This is a genomic window from Paenibacillus sp. Dod16, assembly GCF_049893405.1.
Lineage (GTDB): Bacteria > Bacillota > Bacilli > Paenibacillales > Paenibacillaceae > Paenibacillus_AQ.
The window spans coordinates 1-17,094 of sequence record NZ_JBNDYG010000049.1; the positions used below are offsets into that span (position 1 = coordinate 1).

Annotated in this window: 9 protein-coding genes; all 9 read right to left on the minus strand. The window is 38.8% G+C overall.

Features of this window, described 5'->3' with window-relative positions; translation table 11 throughout:
* Positions 1 to 379: 379 nt before the first annotated feature.
* Complete coding sequence (locus tag ACPV3A_RS29960; RefSeq protein ID WP_375103645.1) at positions 380 to 1,918, minus strand: hypothetical protein; 1,539 nt, start codon at positions 1,916 to 1,918, stop codon at positions 380 to 382.
* A gap of 148 nt (positions 1,919 to 2,066) precedes the next feature.
* Positions 2,067 to 2,939, minus strand: a complete 873-nt coding sequence (locus tag ACPV3A_RS29965) for a carbohydrate ABC transporter permease (protein WP_426203303.1) — start codon at positions 2,937 to 2,939, stop codon at positions 2,067 to 2,069.
* A gap of 16 nt (positions 2,940 to 2,955) precedes the next feature.
* A complete protein-coding gene (locus ACPV3A_RS29970) occupies positions 2,956 to 3,885 on the minus strand; it encodes an ABC transporter permease (RefSeq protein ID WP_426203304.1) in 930 nt (309 codons plus the stop codon).
* A 654-nt stretch (positions 3,886 to 4,539) separates the two neighbouring features.
* Positions 4,540 to 7,011 (minus strand): glycoside hydrolase family 2 TIM barrel-domain containing protein, encoded by a 2,472-nt coding sequence (locus tag ACPV3A_RS29975; protein WP_375103648.1) that lies wholly within the window; start codon positions 7,009 to 7,011, stop codon positions 4,540 to 4,542.
* Between the two features lie 18 nt (positions 7,012 to 7,029).
* Positions 7,030 to 7,218: a hypothetical protein gene (locus ACPV3A_RS29980; RefSeq protein WP_426203305.1), complete on the minus strand. Its 189-nt coding sequence runs from the start codon at positions 7,216 to 7,218 to the stop codon at positions 7,030 to 7,032.
* Positions 7,209 to 8,018 (minus strand): glycoside hydrolase family 117 protein, encoded by an 810-nt coding sequence (locus tag ACPV3A_RS29985; protein WP_426203307.1) that lies wholly within the window; start codon positions 8,016 to 8,018, stop codon positions 7,209 to 7,211. The genes ACPV3A_RS29980 and ACPV3A_RS29985 overlap by 10 nt, the downstream gene beginning before the upstream one ends.
* A 1,124-nt stretch (positions 8,019 to 9,142) precedes the next feature.
* The gene (locus ACPV3A_RS29990; RefSeq protein WP_426203309.1) at positions 9,143 to 14,677 is read right to left on the minus strand and encodes an S-layer homology domain-containing protein; all 5,535 of its coding nucleotides are present in this window, start codon (positions 14,675 to 14,677) and stop codon (positions 9,143 to 9,145) included.
* A gap of 1,112 nt (positions 14,678 to 15,789) precedes the next feature.
* A complete protein-coding gene (locus ACPV3A_RS29995) occupies positions 15,790 to 16,323 on the minus strand; it encodes a transposase (RefSeq protein ID WP_426203311.1) in 534 nt (177 codons plus the stop codon).
* Positions 16,316 to 16,894 carry a helix-turn-helix domain-containing protein gene (locus ACPV3A_RS30000; protein ID WP_375103652.1) on the minus strand — a complete coding sequence of 193 codons (579 nt, stop codon included), beginning with the start codon at positions 16,892 to 16,894 and terminating at the stop codon, positions 16,316 to 16,318. Before ACPV3A_RS30000 ends, ACPV3A_RS29995 begins: the two co-directional genes overlap by 8 nt.
* Positions 16,895 to 17,094: the final 200 nt, after the last annotated feature.

The window sequence follows — 17,094 nt, forward strand, 5'->3', positions numbered from 1 at the left end:
CTGGACGTGTCCAAAACTGGGGCCAAATGCTGCTCCAGCTTTCGGTATTTTTCCCAGACCGGGTCGGTCAACACTTGCGTTAGATTCGCGACTTCCCCCTCGGGGGAATCTGTGCTTAAAAGAGTTTACACAAAATTATTGACAGACCCACAGTAACACTAAAGTAAGTCCGTTGGATGAAATTATCCACAAGACGTATAGCATAACACCAAAAAGATTGAAACAGCAAAAAGACGACATTTCATTCTAGAAAACTTAGAATGAATGCCGTCTTTTCAGATGTTCACTTTTTAGATGTCTAGGAATGCCATATTTTTCATTGGTTTGCTATTAAGAATTTCTTTGGAGATTTGAGCTTCGAAAGTTGAGTAAATTAAAATTATTGTTTTATTCTGTTCTTCCAGGCATCATTATACATCTCAGTAAGTTTTTCACTACCTTTAGCTTCAAATTCTTTTACAGTTTTATCCCAATCATCAATTGAACTTTTCCCGAAAATATATTTTTCCATTGTAGTATTAGCAAAATCTGTAAGTGTTGAAGAATACATTTTACTTTTATCAATATTTTCTACTGTCAACGGTGATTTAGGATTAGGCATTGGTACAATATTATCTTTAGCTATTTTGTCAAATAAGTCTATTTGCTCTTTTGATAAAGAACTAAATAAAAAATCTGAGTGTTGTCTTACTGCTAGACTATTATTATTCAAACCATATACAGCATTATAATCAACGTTATCATCAACATATTTTAATACTCCATTTTCTTCTTTATAAGTTTCATCTTTAACACCAAACGTTAATAAAACTTCAGCTTCATCAGTGTAACACCAGTCAATAAATTTTAATATATCTTTAAAGTCCTTATCATCTTTCAATGTTGCAGGGAAAACCCAACCTTGCGCAGCTTGACTCTTCCAAGAGATTGCATAATTGCCATCTATACCTTTCAATGGGTAAATAGGAGTCATGTTAAAATCAGCATCATTTTGTTTGCCTTGAAGATTATATCTCTTTATATTTCCTGTCCAATCATATAATATAAAAGCATTACCTTTTACAATTTTTTGTTCATAAACAGTACTATCTAAAGTTGCAAATTCTTGATCTAGAACACCATCTTGAAATAACTTGTTAGTAAATTGCAACATATTCTTCCAATTATCTGTGCTTGGTCCAAATGTCCATGAATCAGTTTTAGCATCATAGTATTCTCCATTTTCTAATGACCAACCAGCTGCTGTTCCAAATCCAGCAGCAATAGCTGCCATAATGTTACCGGAACCAAAACGATTTATAAGAGGTGTGGAATTAGGATAAATTTGCTTAAGTTTAAATCCAGCTTCATACATTTCTTCTAAGGTTGTAGGAATTGGAATGTTATTTTTTTCAAAGACATCTTTTCTTATTAACCATTGTTGATCTTGAAGCCTTGTTTCGTGAGCGTTTACTGGTAATGTATAGTAATTTCCATCTGACAATCTAGTTCTTTCAATTTCTTCTTTCATACCGCTCTCTTCTAAAAACTTCTTATAGTTAGGCATTTCATCTTCATATTGGCTAATAGGAAGAAGTAATCCAGATAATCCATCTTCTTCAGAAGCAAATGTTTTAGTGATTATATCTGGAATGTCCCCAGAGTTAAAAACGATTTGTTTTTTCGCTTCGAAATCTGACTCTGGTACTGCCTGTACACTAATTTCTGCACCAGTATGTTCTTTTATAATATCCCATACTTTCCAGTCAGCTTTATATGGATAACTCGCGTTATCTGAATAAAGCATTGATATTTCAAATGAATCATCTGAACCATCCTTAGCTGGGCCTGAATTTGATGAAGAGTTTGACTCTGAACATCCTGCAATCATAGAGATTGCTAGAGCTGTCATTAATACTGTTGAAATAATTTTTTTCATTTTTTACCCTCCATTGAAAAATATTTTGTTAAACGTTTACAAAATTATATATATATTATTTTGTAACAATGTTCAAGAATCTTTCATCTAGAATTTAATATAGAAAGGTATATCTTGCTAGCAGTTCCAAGTTCTATAAGCTTTGTCTTTATCCTTTAATAGCTCCTATCATAACTCCTTTAACAAAGTGCTTTTGAACAAATGGATAAATGCATAATATAGGAGTTATTACAAGCATCATTGAAGCGGCTTGTATGCCTTGCGGGATTGATTTAACTGAAGCATCTATAGTTTGGCCGGTTTGAGATGCCATAGTTGCTCCCATCATTACATTTCTAAGGTATAAAGTTACTGGATATTTAGCACTATCATTAATATAAATTAGAGCAGTGAACCAATCATTCCAATATAAAACTGCTGAAAATAAAGTCATTGTAGCCAATATAGGTTTAGATAATGGAAGTACTATCTTAATAAAGAAACTAAATTGTCCTAAACCGTCTACATATGCAGCTTCCTCTAAGTCTCCTGGTAATCCTTCAAAATAAGTTTTCATAAGCAGTATATGATAGGGGACTATTACCCATGGTATAATAATCGCCCAAATGCTATCAGTTAAATGTAAATCTTTCACAAGCATGAAGGTCGGAATTAATCCACCTCCAAAAAACATAGTAAATATTATAAGGCTTAATATTACCTTTCTTCCTAGCAAAATCTTTTTAGATAAAGCATACGCACACGTAGTTGTTAACATTAGGCTAATAACTGTACCAGCAATCGTATACCAAATAGTATTTATATAATTCCCCCAGAACAATGATTCTTTTGCAATATCTCTATAGGTAGTTAAAGTGAAATCTATTGGAAATAATGTTACTTTACCATTTAAAATCGCATCAGTACTACTTAGAGATAAAGCTAATTGGTTGAAAATTGGATATATTGTCATTAAGGTCAAGCATGCCATTAGAGTCAAATTCGTGATGTCAAATACTTTTCTACTTCTACTTTTTTTCATTTAAACCCCACCATCCTTACCATAATCCACTTCCCCAATATTTCTTGGTGATTTTATTAGTCATCCATAACAATACCAAGCTAATTACACTTTGGAACAAGCCAACTGCGGTACCATAACTAAAGTTATTTCCAATAAGACCTATTCTATATACAAAAGTTTGGATAATATCTGATGTACCATATGTTGAAGGAGTATACATTAAAAGTATTTTTTCAAAGCCTAGATTGAGTATATTACCAACGGCTATAATAAGATTTATTGCTATTGTTGGCAAAAGCAATGGCATAGTAATATGAAAAGTTTGTTGAAGTCTACTAGCACCATCAACCATAGCAGCTTCATATTGTTGTTGATCAGCTGAAGCTAAAACTGCCATATAAATTATTGAATTCCATCCTAGAAACTGCCATATTTCTGAAACAATATATACTGGCCTAAACCACGATGCTTCATTTAAAAAATAAATAGATCCAATACCTATTTTCTCTAGTAACAAATTTACAATCCCGTTAGATGGTGATAATATTGTATTTAATATCATTATTACTACAACTGCAGATAAGAACTTAGGAATAATAGTTACTGATTGAGCTACTTTCTTGAAATACTTCCCATTAATTTCATTAAGCATTAAAGAAAAAATTATAGGTAACGGAAATGTAATTAGTAAAGTCACAAAACTAAGTACTAGGGTATTTTTAAACGCACTCCAAAATTGCGGATCTTGTAAAAACATTTCGAAATATTTAAAGCCTTCCCACTTCACTCCAAAATAAGATTGTCCAGGCACATACTTTCTAAAAGCAAGAATGTTTCCCGCCATAGGAATATACTTGAATATTATAAAGTAAAGAACAGGCACCAACAAAAATAAATATAATGTATAATTTCTTCTAAATGATTTATTTATTAGATTGAAATTCTCTCCAATTCTCATTATCATATTACTACATTCCACTCCTCTCAATTTCATGACTATTTACTGTAGATCCAAAAGCACTTACAGTTGTGTTTTAGACATATTGTTATATTCATCTCCCACTATAAAAATAATTACTGCTTTCGTTTGCTCGCTCGATCTAAGATTTCCTCTTATTTGACAGAATGAGAGATGAAGAAGCCATGCAAGAATGACACCGTTTCCGATGAGACCGTTGGCAAGAAAGAAAACGACAGGGGGATAGTTTTTCTTAACCTAACGGTATGTTTTGGGTTACTCTTGAATATCCACACCTGTCTCCTGACAGCGGATTATCCCATGCACGAGATTCATTGTTCTAACATTCCTTCTTTCGACCTCTTAAGATATTTCGCCTATTACAGGGTCGAAGCAAAACTGAAAGCGATTCCAAGAGCTTTTAAATTTTTCAGAGGGTTTATGAGAACTCAGTATTCTCTAAATAAATCTCTAGTAATTTGGGTTTGTTACATCTTGTTTGGTCTTTGATATGTTACAACAGTGTTCTCAGTATACAGATATTTTCCTTTCAAATTTAAACCTTTCTTGAGAAATTTAATAATTTCGTCAACATAAAAATCTGTATCGTTAATATTATTGTATACTTAAAACAAATAAATATCAATGTTATTTTGCCTATTAATTGCACGAGGTTGTTTTTATCGAAATAGTATTAATACTATCAATATTATCTGATTTAGCCTCAATGGTTATATTTGTCTCCCCTACTCCTTGCAATATCAACATGCACTTGCCATGTTTAGTTATGCAGCTGTTTGAATGATAGTCTTGAACACTATCAGCATCTCCATTATCTACTCCAAGAATTGAACAGTCACCATCTACAATAAAGTCTATTTTTTTTTCTTGGTGAATAACATTATTTCCGTTTTCATCTATGAGCTGTGCAATTATATGAGCAACTTCATCCAAATTATTGCTTAGATATGTCTTATCCGTTATTAATTTAATTCCGCTAATTTTAGATGAAGTAGTAATCGAATATTCAGTAATTTCTCCTGATTTTTCACCTATTACTTTTAAACAACCCGGTTTAAAAGGCACTACCCACTTGTATATATGATCTTCAAAATCTTTTAAATATTTTTTTTCTATCATATTGTCGTTTAGATATAAAGTGGCAATTTCACAATTTGAGTATACTTCAACAACGATCATTTGGTTTTCAGTATAATTCCAATGGCAATTTACATCCTGCCATTCCCATAATCTTTGTTTCCATGCATCCTTTTCTTCTTCAAACAAATTACCTTTTTTATCTAAATCATATAATGACTTATCAACTGTTTGTGTTGTCATATAAATAGATGGTTCATTTGACCATAAACTTTTCATCATATAATATGAAGGTTTTTCAAAGCCTGCTAAATCAAGCAATCCAGATCTTGTAGCTTTTCTTGGCCAAACAGTTGCATGCCCAGCTTCACCTAAATAGTCAGTTCCTGTCCATAAGAATATTCCTGGGATATATTCTTTTTCTAAAATTTGCTTCCATTCATGCCATTGTGCTAAGTTTTCAGTTCCCATAATAGGCTTATCAGGATAATGAATATGATTATATTCATATTCTACTTGTCTATAACTATATCCAACCATATCTAAAGCATCTGTGTATCCAGATTCATAGCTTGCACATGGTAATATGCAGTTAGCTATAACAGGTCTTGTACTGTCAATTTCCTTAGTCCATTTAGCTAATTTTTTAGCAGTGTCCCCTATTTCATATTTATCAACAGGTAATAATTTTACATTTTCACGAATTTTATCAATGCTATAAGGAGGTAATGTCCAGAAGTAATTTCCGTTTGTTTCAGCTCCAAAGTATCCAGTAGCGATATTATATTTAGGATATGTCCACTCTATTTCATTTCCAATACTCCATTGGATTATACAAGGGTGATTTCTATCTCTATACATTACAGTTTGTAAGTCTTGTTTAGCGTATTGTTTAAAGAATTCTGCATGTCCTCTTGTAATGTAATCAACTTTTATTTCATTTCCGTTGTATCTTTTATCTTTTGGGTTATCCCATTCATCATAAAACTCTTCTTGAACTAAGAATCCCATTTCATCACATAAATCCAAGAAATCTTCTGATGTTGGATTATGTGCAGTACGAATTGCGTTACAGCCACATTCTTTTAGTTTTTCTAATCTTCTACGCCACACATCTAATGGCACGGCAGTTCCAACTAAACCTGCATCATGGTGTAAGCATACTCCTTTAATTAATGTTTTTTCACCATTAAATATAAATCCTTTATCAACATCAAATTCAAACGACCTAAGACCGATCTTAGTTTCATATGTTTGAACAATAACATTGTCAACAATAAGTTCTTCTTGAATTATATATTGTGATGATTTGTGTATATCCCATAATTTAGGGTTTGATACAACAAAGGTTTGTTCTACTTTAAGCTCTTTACCTGCATCAATTGATATTTTAGTTTCTTGAGTATCTATTTTTTTTCCTTCCGGATCATATAAATTAGAAACTAATTTAATTTCTTTTGCTTCTAAAAAATTATTACATATTGTAGTTTCTGCATTTATAACAGCTACATCTTTTGATACTCTAGGTGTATTGATATAGGTTCCCCATACAGGAATGTTCACCTTAGGGAGTATATACAAGGATACTTTTCTATATATTCCAGAACCTGTATACCATCTGCTATCTGCATATCTTGTGTGATCAACTTTTACTGATATTAAATTATCCTGCCCAATTGGATTTAAGTATGAAGATAAATTAATCTTTATAGGTACATATCCGTATGGAAAAAAATCTATAAAATGACCATTACAATATATATCTGAGCGGTTATAAATGCCATCAAATACAATCCAAACTTCTTTATCTATCATTTCTTCAGTTGTTATAAAATGTTTTCTATACCAGCCCATTCCGCCTAATAAAAAGCCTGTGCAGCCATCACCTTCTTCTTTATTAAAAGGAAAATCTACACTCCAGTCATGGGGTAAAACAACATCTTTCCATGTAGAATCATCAATATGATTCATATGAGGAGCAACAGTTTCATCTAATGTAAACTTCCAATCCCTATTAAAATCTATTCCTCGCATTGTTTATATCCTTTCTTGTTATTCATACATTTTTTTGTTAACATATACGTTTTTTTGCCATTCATCTAAGTCAAATCTCTTAATGAAGCCCCATTTTCCATCTACATCATGACATAAACCCCATCTCATTCCTTCTAATTGATAGATATCATTTTTTTCACTTCTAAATGGACCACATGCTTCAGGGCCCTCTTTTATTACTGACATAATTTCAAAATTAATTCCATCTTCAGCAAATTGTAAAGTGTTTTTTTAGTTACAGGATTATATTCACTTCTTACATAAGGACCTTCTATATTATCAGCAATGGCAACACCCCATTTTGTTTCACGACCACCCATATAAAGTTGTTCGCCCATAGCTTCGCCTTTATAATATAAATAGAATTTTTCATTGTAATCAAATAATACAGGATCATGTACTTTGTGGCTGTCAAAACCACCTTTTTTAGTTACTTCAAATCTATTATCCTTATCATCTTTCCATTCACCATCTTTTGTGGGCTCTAAAATTGGAGTTTTAGATTTTTCAAAAGGTCCATCTGGGCTATAAGCTTTTGCTATTGCAATATTTTCAAAACTTCTCACTTTATATGGAGCTTGAACTGTTTGATATACTAAATAGTACATTCCGTTATATTCTAATATTTCTGGTGTGAAAACACTTCTATCATCGTATTCACCTTTCCCACCTCTTTTTACAGCAGGTCCTTTTTCTACCCATTTGTATCCATCTTTTGATGTTGCATACCATATATCACATTGATCCCATGGAAAAACCTTTGCATTGTCATCGCCAGTATTAAATCCTACGGACTCACCTTCAGATTTTGTATACCACACATAATATAAATCATTAACTTTTATAACGCTGCTAGGATCTCTTCTATGAACATTTTCTTCTAATCCAATTCCTTCAACATCAATTTCTTTAAAATCACAAAACCAGTCACAACTTTGATAATAGTTTCTTTCTAGGGCTCTTTTAGTTGCGCTACTCATTTTCATATAATTGTACCCCCTTGCTATTTATGTATACATTAATAATTATTTTATTAAAGTAATTGTATACTTCTATAGGATTTTTGTCAAACAAAATAGTATTATTTATGAGCGCATTTTGAATTAATCAAATCTGATGTATTCCATCCTACTGATCTGCAGTCCCCCAGTCGACACAAATGCCTTAGAGCATATATTCAGACAGGAGCAATGCTTCAACTTCAATAATAAACGTGAGGAAGTCATTCATTCGTATTACCCAATGCATCGAGTAGTCCATTTTCACTGAAATTTAGTAGACAAAGTTACTTCTTTATTTGATATGAAGATGGCAGGAGACGTTTCTGATAGTACGCATAAACGATGCGTTATTCAGTGAAAGACTCGTTTACATGAAAAAAATGTAATGAGCTTAATAATTACCTCGTTTTAGTTATAAAGGAACAACTGGATATCGGCCATTCCCTGAATGCCGTAGCGTGCAGCAAGAAAAGTCCGCTATCTAGCTATAGCTAGTGTATGAAGTCAAAAAAACAAAGGATATTCCTACTATTCATCCTCCTCTATATTGACAATAGTTACCGTCCAACAAGCATTGATATCGTCAGGTTGAATATAAACGGTGGTGAGAAGTATGCCAGCATATCCGCATAACTACGTTGAGGATAACATAAGTGCCTTGTACTTCCGTGCTTGACCACTTCACGAGTTCCATTCTCCTGTCCGTCAGTTCCCCACGCAGACAGAGATGCGGCTTTTTATTAATCTGTAAAAGATAAGGATGAATTGTACGTAAAGCTTCCGTATTACAAGCGATTCAACTGGATTAGAATCGGAGTGCGTGCACCTTTTTACCTGATCATAATTCGTGAGTATAGTCTGAAGCTGATAATACCTCTAACCCGGACGAATGGAATCGGATCAAGTTCCCATCTAATTTCGGTACAAGCAAAGTATACTCATCTCACTACAAATCCCTAAGCTCAACAAACAAATAACTTTCTTGTGATGTTCTTACAACTCATGTGGCTTCATTCTTCATCTCCTCACTTCTAGTATTCATTCTGCCCGAAACTGGATAATACGTAAGAGGCCTCAAATAGAAGCCCCTCACGTTTATTCCGAACACCTTAGATCAAATTAGATCTCTCAAGTAGTCTCCGTACTACCTCTGCTACTTCCGCTCTAGTGATTGCCGCCTTCGGCGCAAGCAAGTCCCCGTTTCTGCCTTTCACTAGTCCTGCCTTAATGGTGGCTACAATACCGTTCTTCGCGTATGTTGCCGCCTCGGAGGCATCATTGAATCTTGTCAAAAGTTCCTCCACTTCGTTCATGTTTACCGCAACCTCAAGACCGGTGATTTTCATGGCGCGTTCCAGCATGTGGAAGACCTGTTCACGTGTGATGAATTCATTTGGTTCGATTTGACCATTGGCATAACCGTTAATCAAGCCATACGTTGTTGCTGTGTTCAGATATGCTTCATACCAACTGCCATGAGCAACGTCTCTGTAGGCCGAGTGGCCAGTCTCAGTCCTAAGGCCCAAAGCTCTTACCATGATAGCAGTAAACTCGGCACGGGTAATGTAACGATCTGGATTGAATAGATTCCCTTCAAATCCATAAATTATTAACCTGGAACCCAAGTCATTCACAGCACTCTCTGCCCAGTGACCAGAGACATCCTGAAAGGCAACAGGATTCCAAATGACTGCATAGGTACTATTGGTCAGACTGTTCATTACAGCATAATAGCCGCCATCTTGTCTGACGAATCTAGTCGGAATCTGTCTCACCGACCCATCACTTCCTACCACTACACCTGTAGTGATTTGAGTCAGGTCTACTCCTTCCGGAATAACGATTGATCTTTCAACAAACATGTTGAATGAATTAACTTCCAGTGTTTTATCCTTGTAAGTGTAGGTGATATGGAAGTCCATTGGAGCGGCGACAACCGTAAATCCACTCTTCTGTGCCGTGCTTTCTAGCGCCTTTTTAGAATCGGCATCCGCTGGACTAATTCTTATATCGATCGATATTTCAGCAAGCTTAACATCCGACCCAAGTGGTTTTACTAATTCGTTGATATTGATTTGCTGAACAGGAAGCTTATAAGAGAAGGTAGAGGTTCTTAGCTCAATAGCCGCATTCTTCTGCTCCAGATCCTTCACCATCTGACCATTAAACTTGCCGTGCACAACATCAGAGTTGCTAGCAACAGGAATCGTAATAATGGAATTATCAGAAATATTATCCATTATTTCCCGGTCGATAGTGATCGTCGTAATCATAAGACCTCCCTCAGTTGTTGTAATAGACCTAGCAATCTTGTTCTGCTTCTTACCATCCACCAGAATATCTATGTTAACTGATGGCGGAGTGCTTGGCGCTGGAATTATCAGATTACTATTCCCTTCAGGTTCAGCAGGGATCGTTGCAGCTTGCTGAATCACTGTTACGGCTATATCCTTGGTTGCCTTTGCCGCTCCTAACGTGACTGTAGCTGTCAGAGTTACAACCTGATTCCCGGTTCCATGCTGAGGTCTCGAAACCTTTCCGTCATTCGTCACCGTCGCCGGATGGCTGGTTGCCCAAGTAATGCTGGCTCCATGCAACCCAACTGATGGCAATGAAATGTGATTTGTTACAGCTTGCGCCGTGTCCCCCTCTACAAAGGTCAAGGAGGCTGCTGACAATGCATTCACCGCATCGGCTACCAACTGATTTTCTGAAGGTTCGATCGGAGGTATCTTGCCTATGATCATTCTGTCAAAAGCCATAGCTGCGTAACCCGTACTGGCATCCTTCGGTTCATAAATATACAACCGTATGGTCTTCAGTCTGTTTGTATCAATTGCAGTTGCCCTTGCTAAATAGCCATCCGTCAGCCAGCTCGCCTCAGAGATGTCGAACTCCGATATGGTAAGGGTCCTCAATTGTTCCGGTCCAACCGCAAAATAATAGATGCCACTGTGATTGTCAGCATCTGTAACCTCCACCCGAAGCTGTGTTCCTGTGTTCAAGAGATTGGTAACATCCATTTGAAGGGGCTTATTGCCTAGGTTCCAGCCTTCCTCCGGTGCTGTGAAATCAATGCTGCTCGAATAAGTGCCGCTCGTATCCCCACTGTATGAGGTGAAGGATGTAAACTCTGCATTAAGCGCCTTTCTGCCATCTGTCGCGCCCTGCTCTTTCCTCGATGCGGTAATTCCTTGTTCATTATGTGCATAGACTACCTCTTCTTGATCCTCGAAGGATAGGTACACGCCGTTCGGATTTCCTAGTTCTGTACCTGGATCCGTTACACTGCCGATTACTACATTGTCCAAGGCAAGCGCCGCGTTCTCAACAGGAGTGGCCGTTGGAGAAAACACAAAGAATCGTATGGACTTCACATTATCGGTATCGATTACCGCGTTTCTCGGGAAACTGCCGTCCGCGAGCCAAGTTCCTCCCGCAACGCCGAAATCGGCAATACTGATTCTCCGCGATGCGTTAGCTTCCAACGTATAATAATAAGTACCTTTCACACCCGATGTGTCCGTGATTTCTACGCGTAGCTGTGTTGCGTAGTTTTTCAGATTCGTGACGTCGAACGTAAATGGTACACCGTTGAGACTCCAGCCATCCTCCGGCGCCGCAAAATCCAGGTTACCAGAGTAAGTGCCTGTTGTATCCCAAGCGTAGGAGGTGAAGGATGTAAACTCGACTTGGAGCGCCTTGCTACCGTCGGTTGTGCCTTGCGATCCAGTCGTCGTGGTCACAGTATCTACATTGTGTATATAAGCAGCCGATTCTTCGTCTTCGAAGGAGAATTTGGCCCCCCGTTTGCCAGTAGGAGACGATTTTATTTTTGTATATTGATCAAAAATACCCATCGCCTTGCTCAGCTGTTGTACTGCTTTATCCATCTCGGCATCTGTCGCCAATGTATCCCGTGCAACGACTTCCGCTTTCGTCACTTCAATGTTAAGTGTATCGCGGATATATTTTTTCACCCACTTTTTGCCTGGCTCGACCTCATTCCCCGTAGAAGATATTACGGTTGACGCAAGTTTCGACTTGGCATCCTCAATAGGAACAGTAAGCGCACTGGTGGATACGCCTGTAGGAGCCGCCTGCTCATCATACTGAATAATTTGTACGCTTGTTACGTAGCCGCCAATCTCAGGAATCGAAATTTCAATCGTGTTCTTAGTTAGTAACTTGCTGGCATCCAGTTCAAATTCGGCAAAGGTCAGCAAATTGCCTGGCTTATTCGTGTAATTCAGATCCTTGCTGAAAATTTGTAATTTCGTCGGGTCACCAGGATTAACGACAACATCCATATCGGCTGCGAATCCGCTGTCCATCTTGCCGAAACCAATACGGAGAGTTGCTTTAGCGAGAGACAACGCTGGGCTGTCAATTGTAAATACGGCAGGCGCATTTATGCTTGTAGCAACCAACTCCTCAGGAGCGTACGCAAACTCTCTCTCCCACGTTTTTGTGAACGCCGGATTGGAATCAAGCGTGATCTCGAAGACGCTCATCTCCTGCACTCTCATATACACATTGTTCAAATCAGTTACATTCTCTTCTTCATACGTCAAGTTACCCTTCTCCAAGAAGAAGTGTTTGCGTTTCACGTCTGCAATGTTGGCATCGCCCATCAATACGTTAAGATCAAGGTTGACGCGCTGCGAGTTGAGATTGTGCACAGCGACATATATTTTTTCATTGTAACGAACCGCATTCGTGTACACACGCTCATGATCGGCATGGGAAGGCAGGAACGCACCGCGGTAATCTTTCCACATATCCAGATAAGCTTCCATTGGTGTCATTTCTTCCAATAATCCGTTCTGTGCTTCGTTATATTTATAGAATGTATCATTGGAATTAGGACGCCAGTTGATAATAGGGTACAGGTACGGAACAAGCATGCCGATCGTATCGGAATAATTCATGAATCGCAACATATAACCATTGAAGGCAACCAACTTTTGAAAGTAGTCCGCTTCGCTTCCGGCTGTATTGTAGGTGCCTTCTTCCGTAATGTAGATCGGCTTTACATTATCCGTATTCACCATGTGAGCATTAATCAAGTCAAGAACAGCTTCCATTCGTCCGCTCAGGAAACCATCCGGATTGTTCTCCCTGTCATGGATGAACAGATTCGAGTTTTCATAGAAGTGGTGAGAATAGAAATCCATAGAATCCTTGGTTTCATCCATAAACTTCAACTGCGCACGCGCTTCCTCAAAATCATTATTCTCCAAATACATGAATGCGCTTGAAGGTCCTCCGACTAATACATCCGGATTTTCCAACTTCACCGCCTCAGCTACCTTGTTATGGAACTCAGACAGATAGCTCCAAGCTTGCTGCGGCTCTGACTGAAAGAACCACCACTCCTGAGGAATGGTCGATTCGTTTTTCACTTCCACGTACTTGGGACCCAGTCCGTCAAATCGGGTATCTATGCTCTTGATCAACTTGGCCGATGCGTCCGCCGCAGCATTGAAGTTGGCGTATGACGGTGTACCGAAATTCTCCGATTGACCGGAAAACGGGTTCTCCCACATCCACTTCGGCCAACCATCTAGTGTCAGCATATAATCTTTGCCGATAGATGGATACAAGCTTTTAAATTTCTCAATAGCAGGCAGACTCTTCGTGTAAACCTCTTTAGTTGTTGTAAAGTCTGCATATCCGGGATGCTGCGTATCTTCCTTGAGACCGGCCCAATTTGTCAATAGAGGATAGTGAAACGCACCACGACCGGGAATAAACCCATAATCATTTGTCGTTTTATGGTACGCTTCGTCCAGCAAAGTGATTTCACCTCCAGCTTGCTCTAAACCGACCGGACCGCTGTTCACATGGTATCGCTTGAATATTTCCTCGGGCAGCTTGTTTACGCCGTCCAAACTTAAATTCGTAAGCGCATCCACGTTGACGGAGACATTCATAATATCCTTGTCTCCCCCGAGAACTGTCCATGCCGATGTGTCGAAGTTCAACGGTACTCCTTCCTCTTCCCAGTGATATACACTGCGGAGGTCTCCGTTTCCAACAATTCTCATTTTATAACCCTCGTAGATAATATTTCCATTAGTTTCCTTAATCAGCCAAGGATGTGTAATACCTTCTGCTGGATTCGATTCCTGAAAATCCATTTTAGTATAATTGGTATATAACCCGGTAATACGGTCATTCCACCCACCGTTCTTGAACATCGTCCAATGCGTCTCAACGCCCTTCGGGTCAATAACATAGAGCTCCATTGTCTGCGCAACGGATCCTTCAAATCGCACATCGCTGAATAGACGCCACGCTCTTGCATCCCTTGCAGGGATATCGATCGTTACTTCTCCGTTAACTTTCAAATATTCGCCAGTAGGGTATTGAATAAAATTAATACGCTGAATCCGGCTTTCGCCGTTAATGCTGTTGAAATAGGATACCGCATTATCGCTGTAGATCTGTTTGTAATAATCTGCAATGTCGGGAATTGTATCGAAATCAGCCTTGTCGATTCTGATGTTTTCAGGGAGCTCGTTGCTCTCCGAGTCCGCATAGCTGACATTTGCAGGCGCAGTGAGAGAGGACGCCGCAAGCATAGCCGTACATAATAGAACAGCCAACATTTGTTTGATCTTCAAAATAGCTTTCAACAATTATACACCATCCCATCTATGACTTGAGTTTGTGTTTCGTCTAAACAACTCCCCCAGGTAAAGTTGTGTAAGGGGGGGGATTCCTCTAGATGTGGTAGTAATTGTTACTAGGTTTTCACGAAACGATCATACGCCGTCTGATAAATGCTTATCAGCTCGTCAACCTTCATCTTGCTCAGATCGGTAAGCTATCTGTCCCAACGTTCGTTAAAGCATAGCATTCACCTCCCTCTATAATTGAATGTTTCTTTCGTTTTTCTCACTTGTTCTTACAATATCTACTTTGACCAGCGAAGCATACCCGGATAATATTGTGCGAAGTGTGAAAATACGGTAACACCCTGTTTGCTATGATTGTAGCCCCTGATATTACCACTTCTGTTAAAAACGCTACAACAATCTTGACAACTACCGCACACAGTGGTTACTCATCATGGCCTCGCTCCCATGAATCTGTTTGGCCAACGTTTTAACAAGTTCCATCCGTTGATTAATAGCGTGCTGTTTCAAGGCATAGCTAGCTCATGTTTGATGTTACACCTTCCTTTAGGGCATGGATTTGCTAACTGTGCGATTCAGCGTTGCAACTCACTTGACTCCTACAGCCCGCTGTATACCGTTTTTCATCCACGTAGCTACGATAGTTGTGTCACCGGCTTGAACCACCTCATGTGGCGTTGGGAAGTGTTCCAGTTGGCATCAGCTGATTGAGCATCAGGAAGGGAAGAATTATTCGAAATACTCAAACCCAGCCCATGGACTATCCGCTATGACTTTGAAGGGTATGAATTTTTTGATGGCATCTGAATGCCATCAAGAGGAACTTTATGAAACAGCACGTAATACAACACAACAGGAACCACAAACAAGTATAGTTAGTAATTATTGGGTATATTTGAGGCCTTTTGTGTATAAGTCCCCAGACGCCTGATATCGAGATCATCCATTTGCTGGACTTCATTCATATTTTTCACAATAAGTAATTCTTCTGCATTAAGCCTTTAATTACCGAATACATCCTTATAGGAAGCGCTTACAACAAGTCGTATAATTACAATTAGTTTGATATAACTAGTACCTTGACCAGTTTAAATTACAGGATACAAGTGTTTTTATTTTTCTCGTGCTTGCTCCGTGGAAATTGCGACGGATTTCTGGATTCGGTTGCGTTCCGTTTCCCAAGCAGACACCTCGGCTTGGAATTCTTCAATGGAGGCGATTCGGCGGTTCAGGCATTGAATTGTCATTACACTTAGTTTAATCTCAGTGATATTTAGCCAGCTGCCATGCTTAGGGGTGTAATGGGTCTCTAGCCGTTTCGCCAAGACCAATGCCTGTTCAGGTGGTAAAGTTTCATACAAGGACGAGATCGTATGGGTATTCAAGTTGTCCATCACGAGCCGAACCCGTTTCGCCTCTGGATAGTGGGCCTCTAGCAGCTTCTGGATCTGCAGCGCCCAGTCTAATTTTCGTGCGTCTTTCCGAAGCCTGTACGTGACTCCATCCAACGAGTGGCTCCGTGAACAGGAACAAGCTGCAGCTTCCTTTGCGAACATATTCATAATCTTCTCGGACAGAATCTGTCCTGGCTTCATGGGTTGTGGAGGGCGCAAATCGCCAAGCCGTTGGATCGGCTGTTCATCCATACAAATGAGCAGGATTCTCAGGGTCATAAGGCAGGGCGTAGGTCTCTAAAACGTCTTCTATCCGAGCGACGAATTCACTGCTCGCTTTAGCGGGAATGCACCATTGTTTTTTCAGGTGAGGCTTAAGTTTTGTTTTTTTTAAAGTGGTTCGAATGGTCTCTCGTCCAACCGACTCCAAAATATTCAGTTCGATCACTCGGCGGGTCAACAACCGAATTGTCCAGCAAGCATACCCCTTTGGAGGCTCCGAACAGGCTAACGCAAGGATATGGGCTTCCACTTCACCCGTGATGGGGGAAGGGCCCGGCGGTTCCGCGCGGCGACGATAGCTCAGCGTCTCTTCTAGCCCACGTGTACAATAGTCTCTTACCGTATAAAAGACCAATACATTACTAACTCCGCAACGACTGGCAATTTCAGTTTGTTTGGGGATCATCCCTTGACTTTCATCCCAGAGCAACAGCACGAGACAACGGCGGCTAATGCCGTGCGATGTGGAATCCGCGTGAAGCACTTGTTCAATCCTTTCACGCTCTTTCGGCTCAAGTCGAATCTCGTATTTTTCATTCATCTGTTAGCCCTCCCATAATTTTCTTATAGGAAAAGCATAAAACTACAATTAACATCGGGTCAAGGTACTAGGGTGTGTTTTCAAACCTAATTCAGCCATAATAATACAGAGTCCTAGGATAAGAACACTGAAAAAGTACAAGAGAGGTTATCGTAGCGTGTGTCCAATTTGAGTTTATTAATGAGGCATTCAAGCAGATG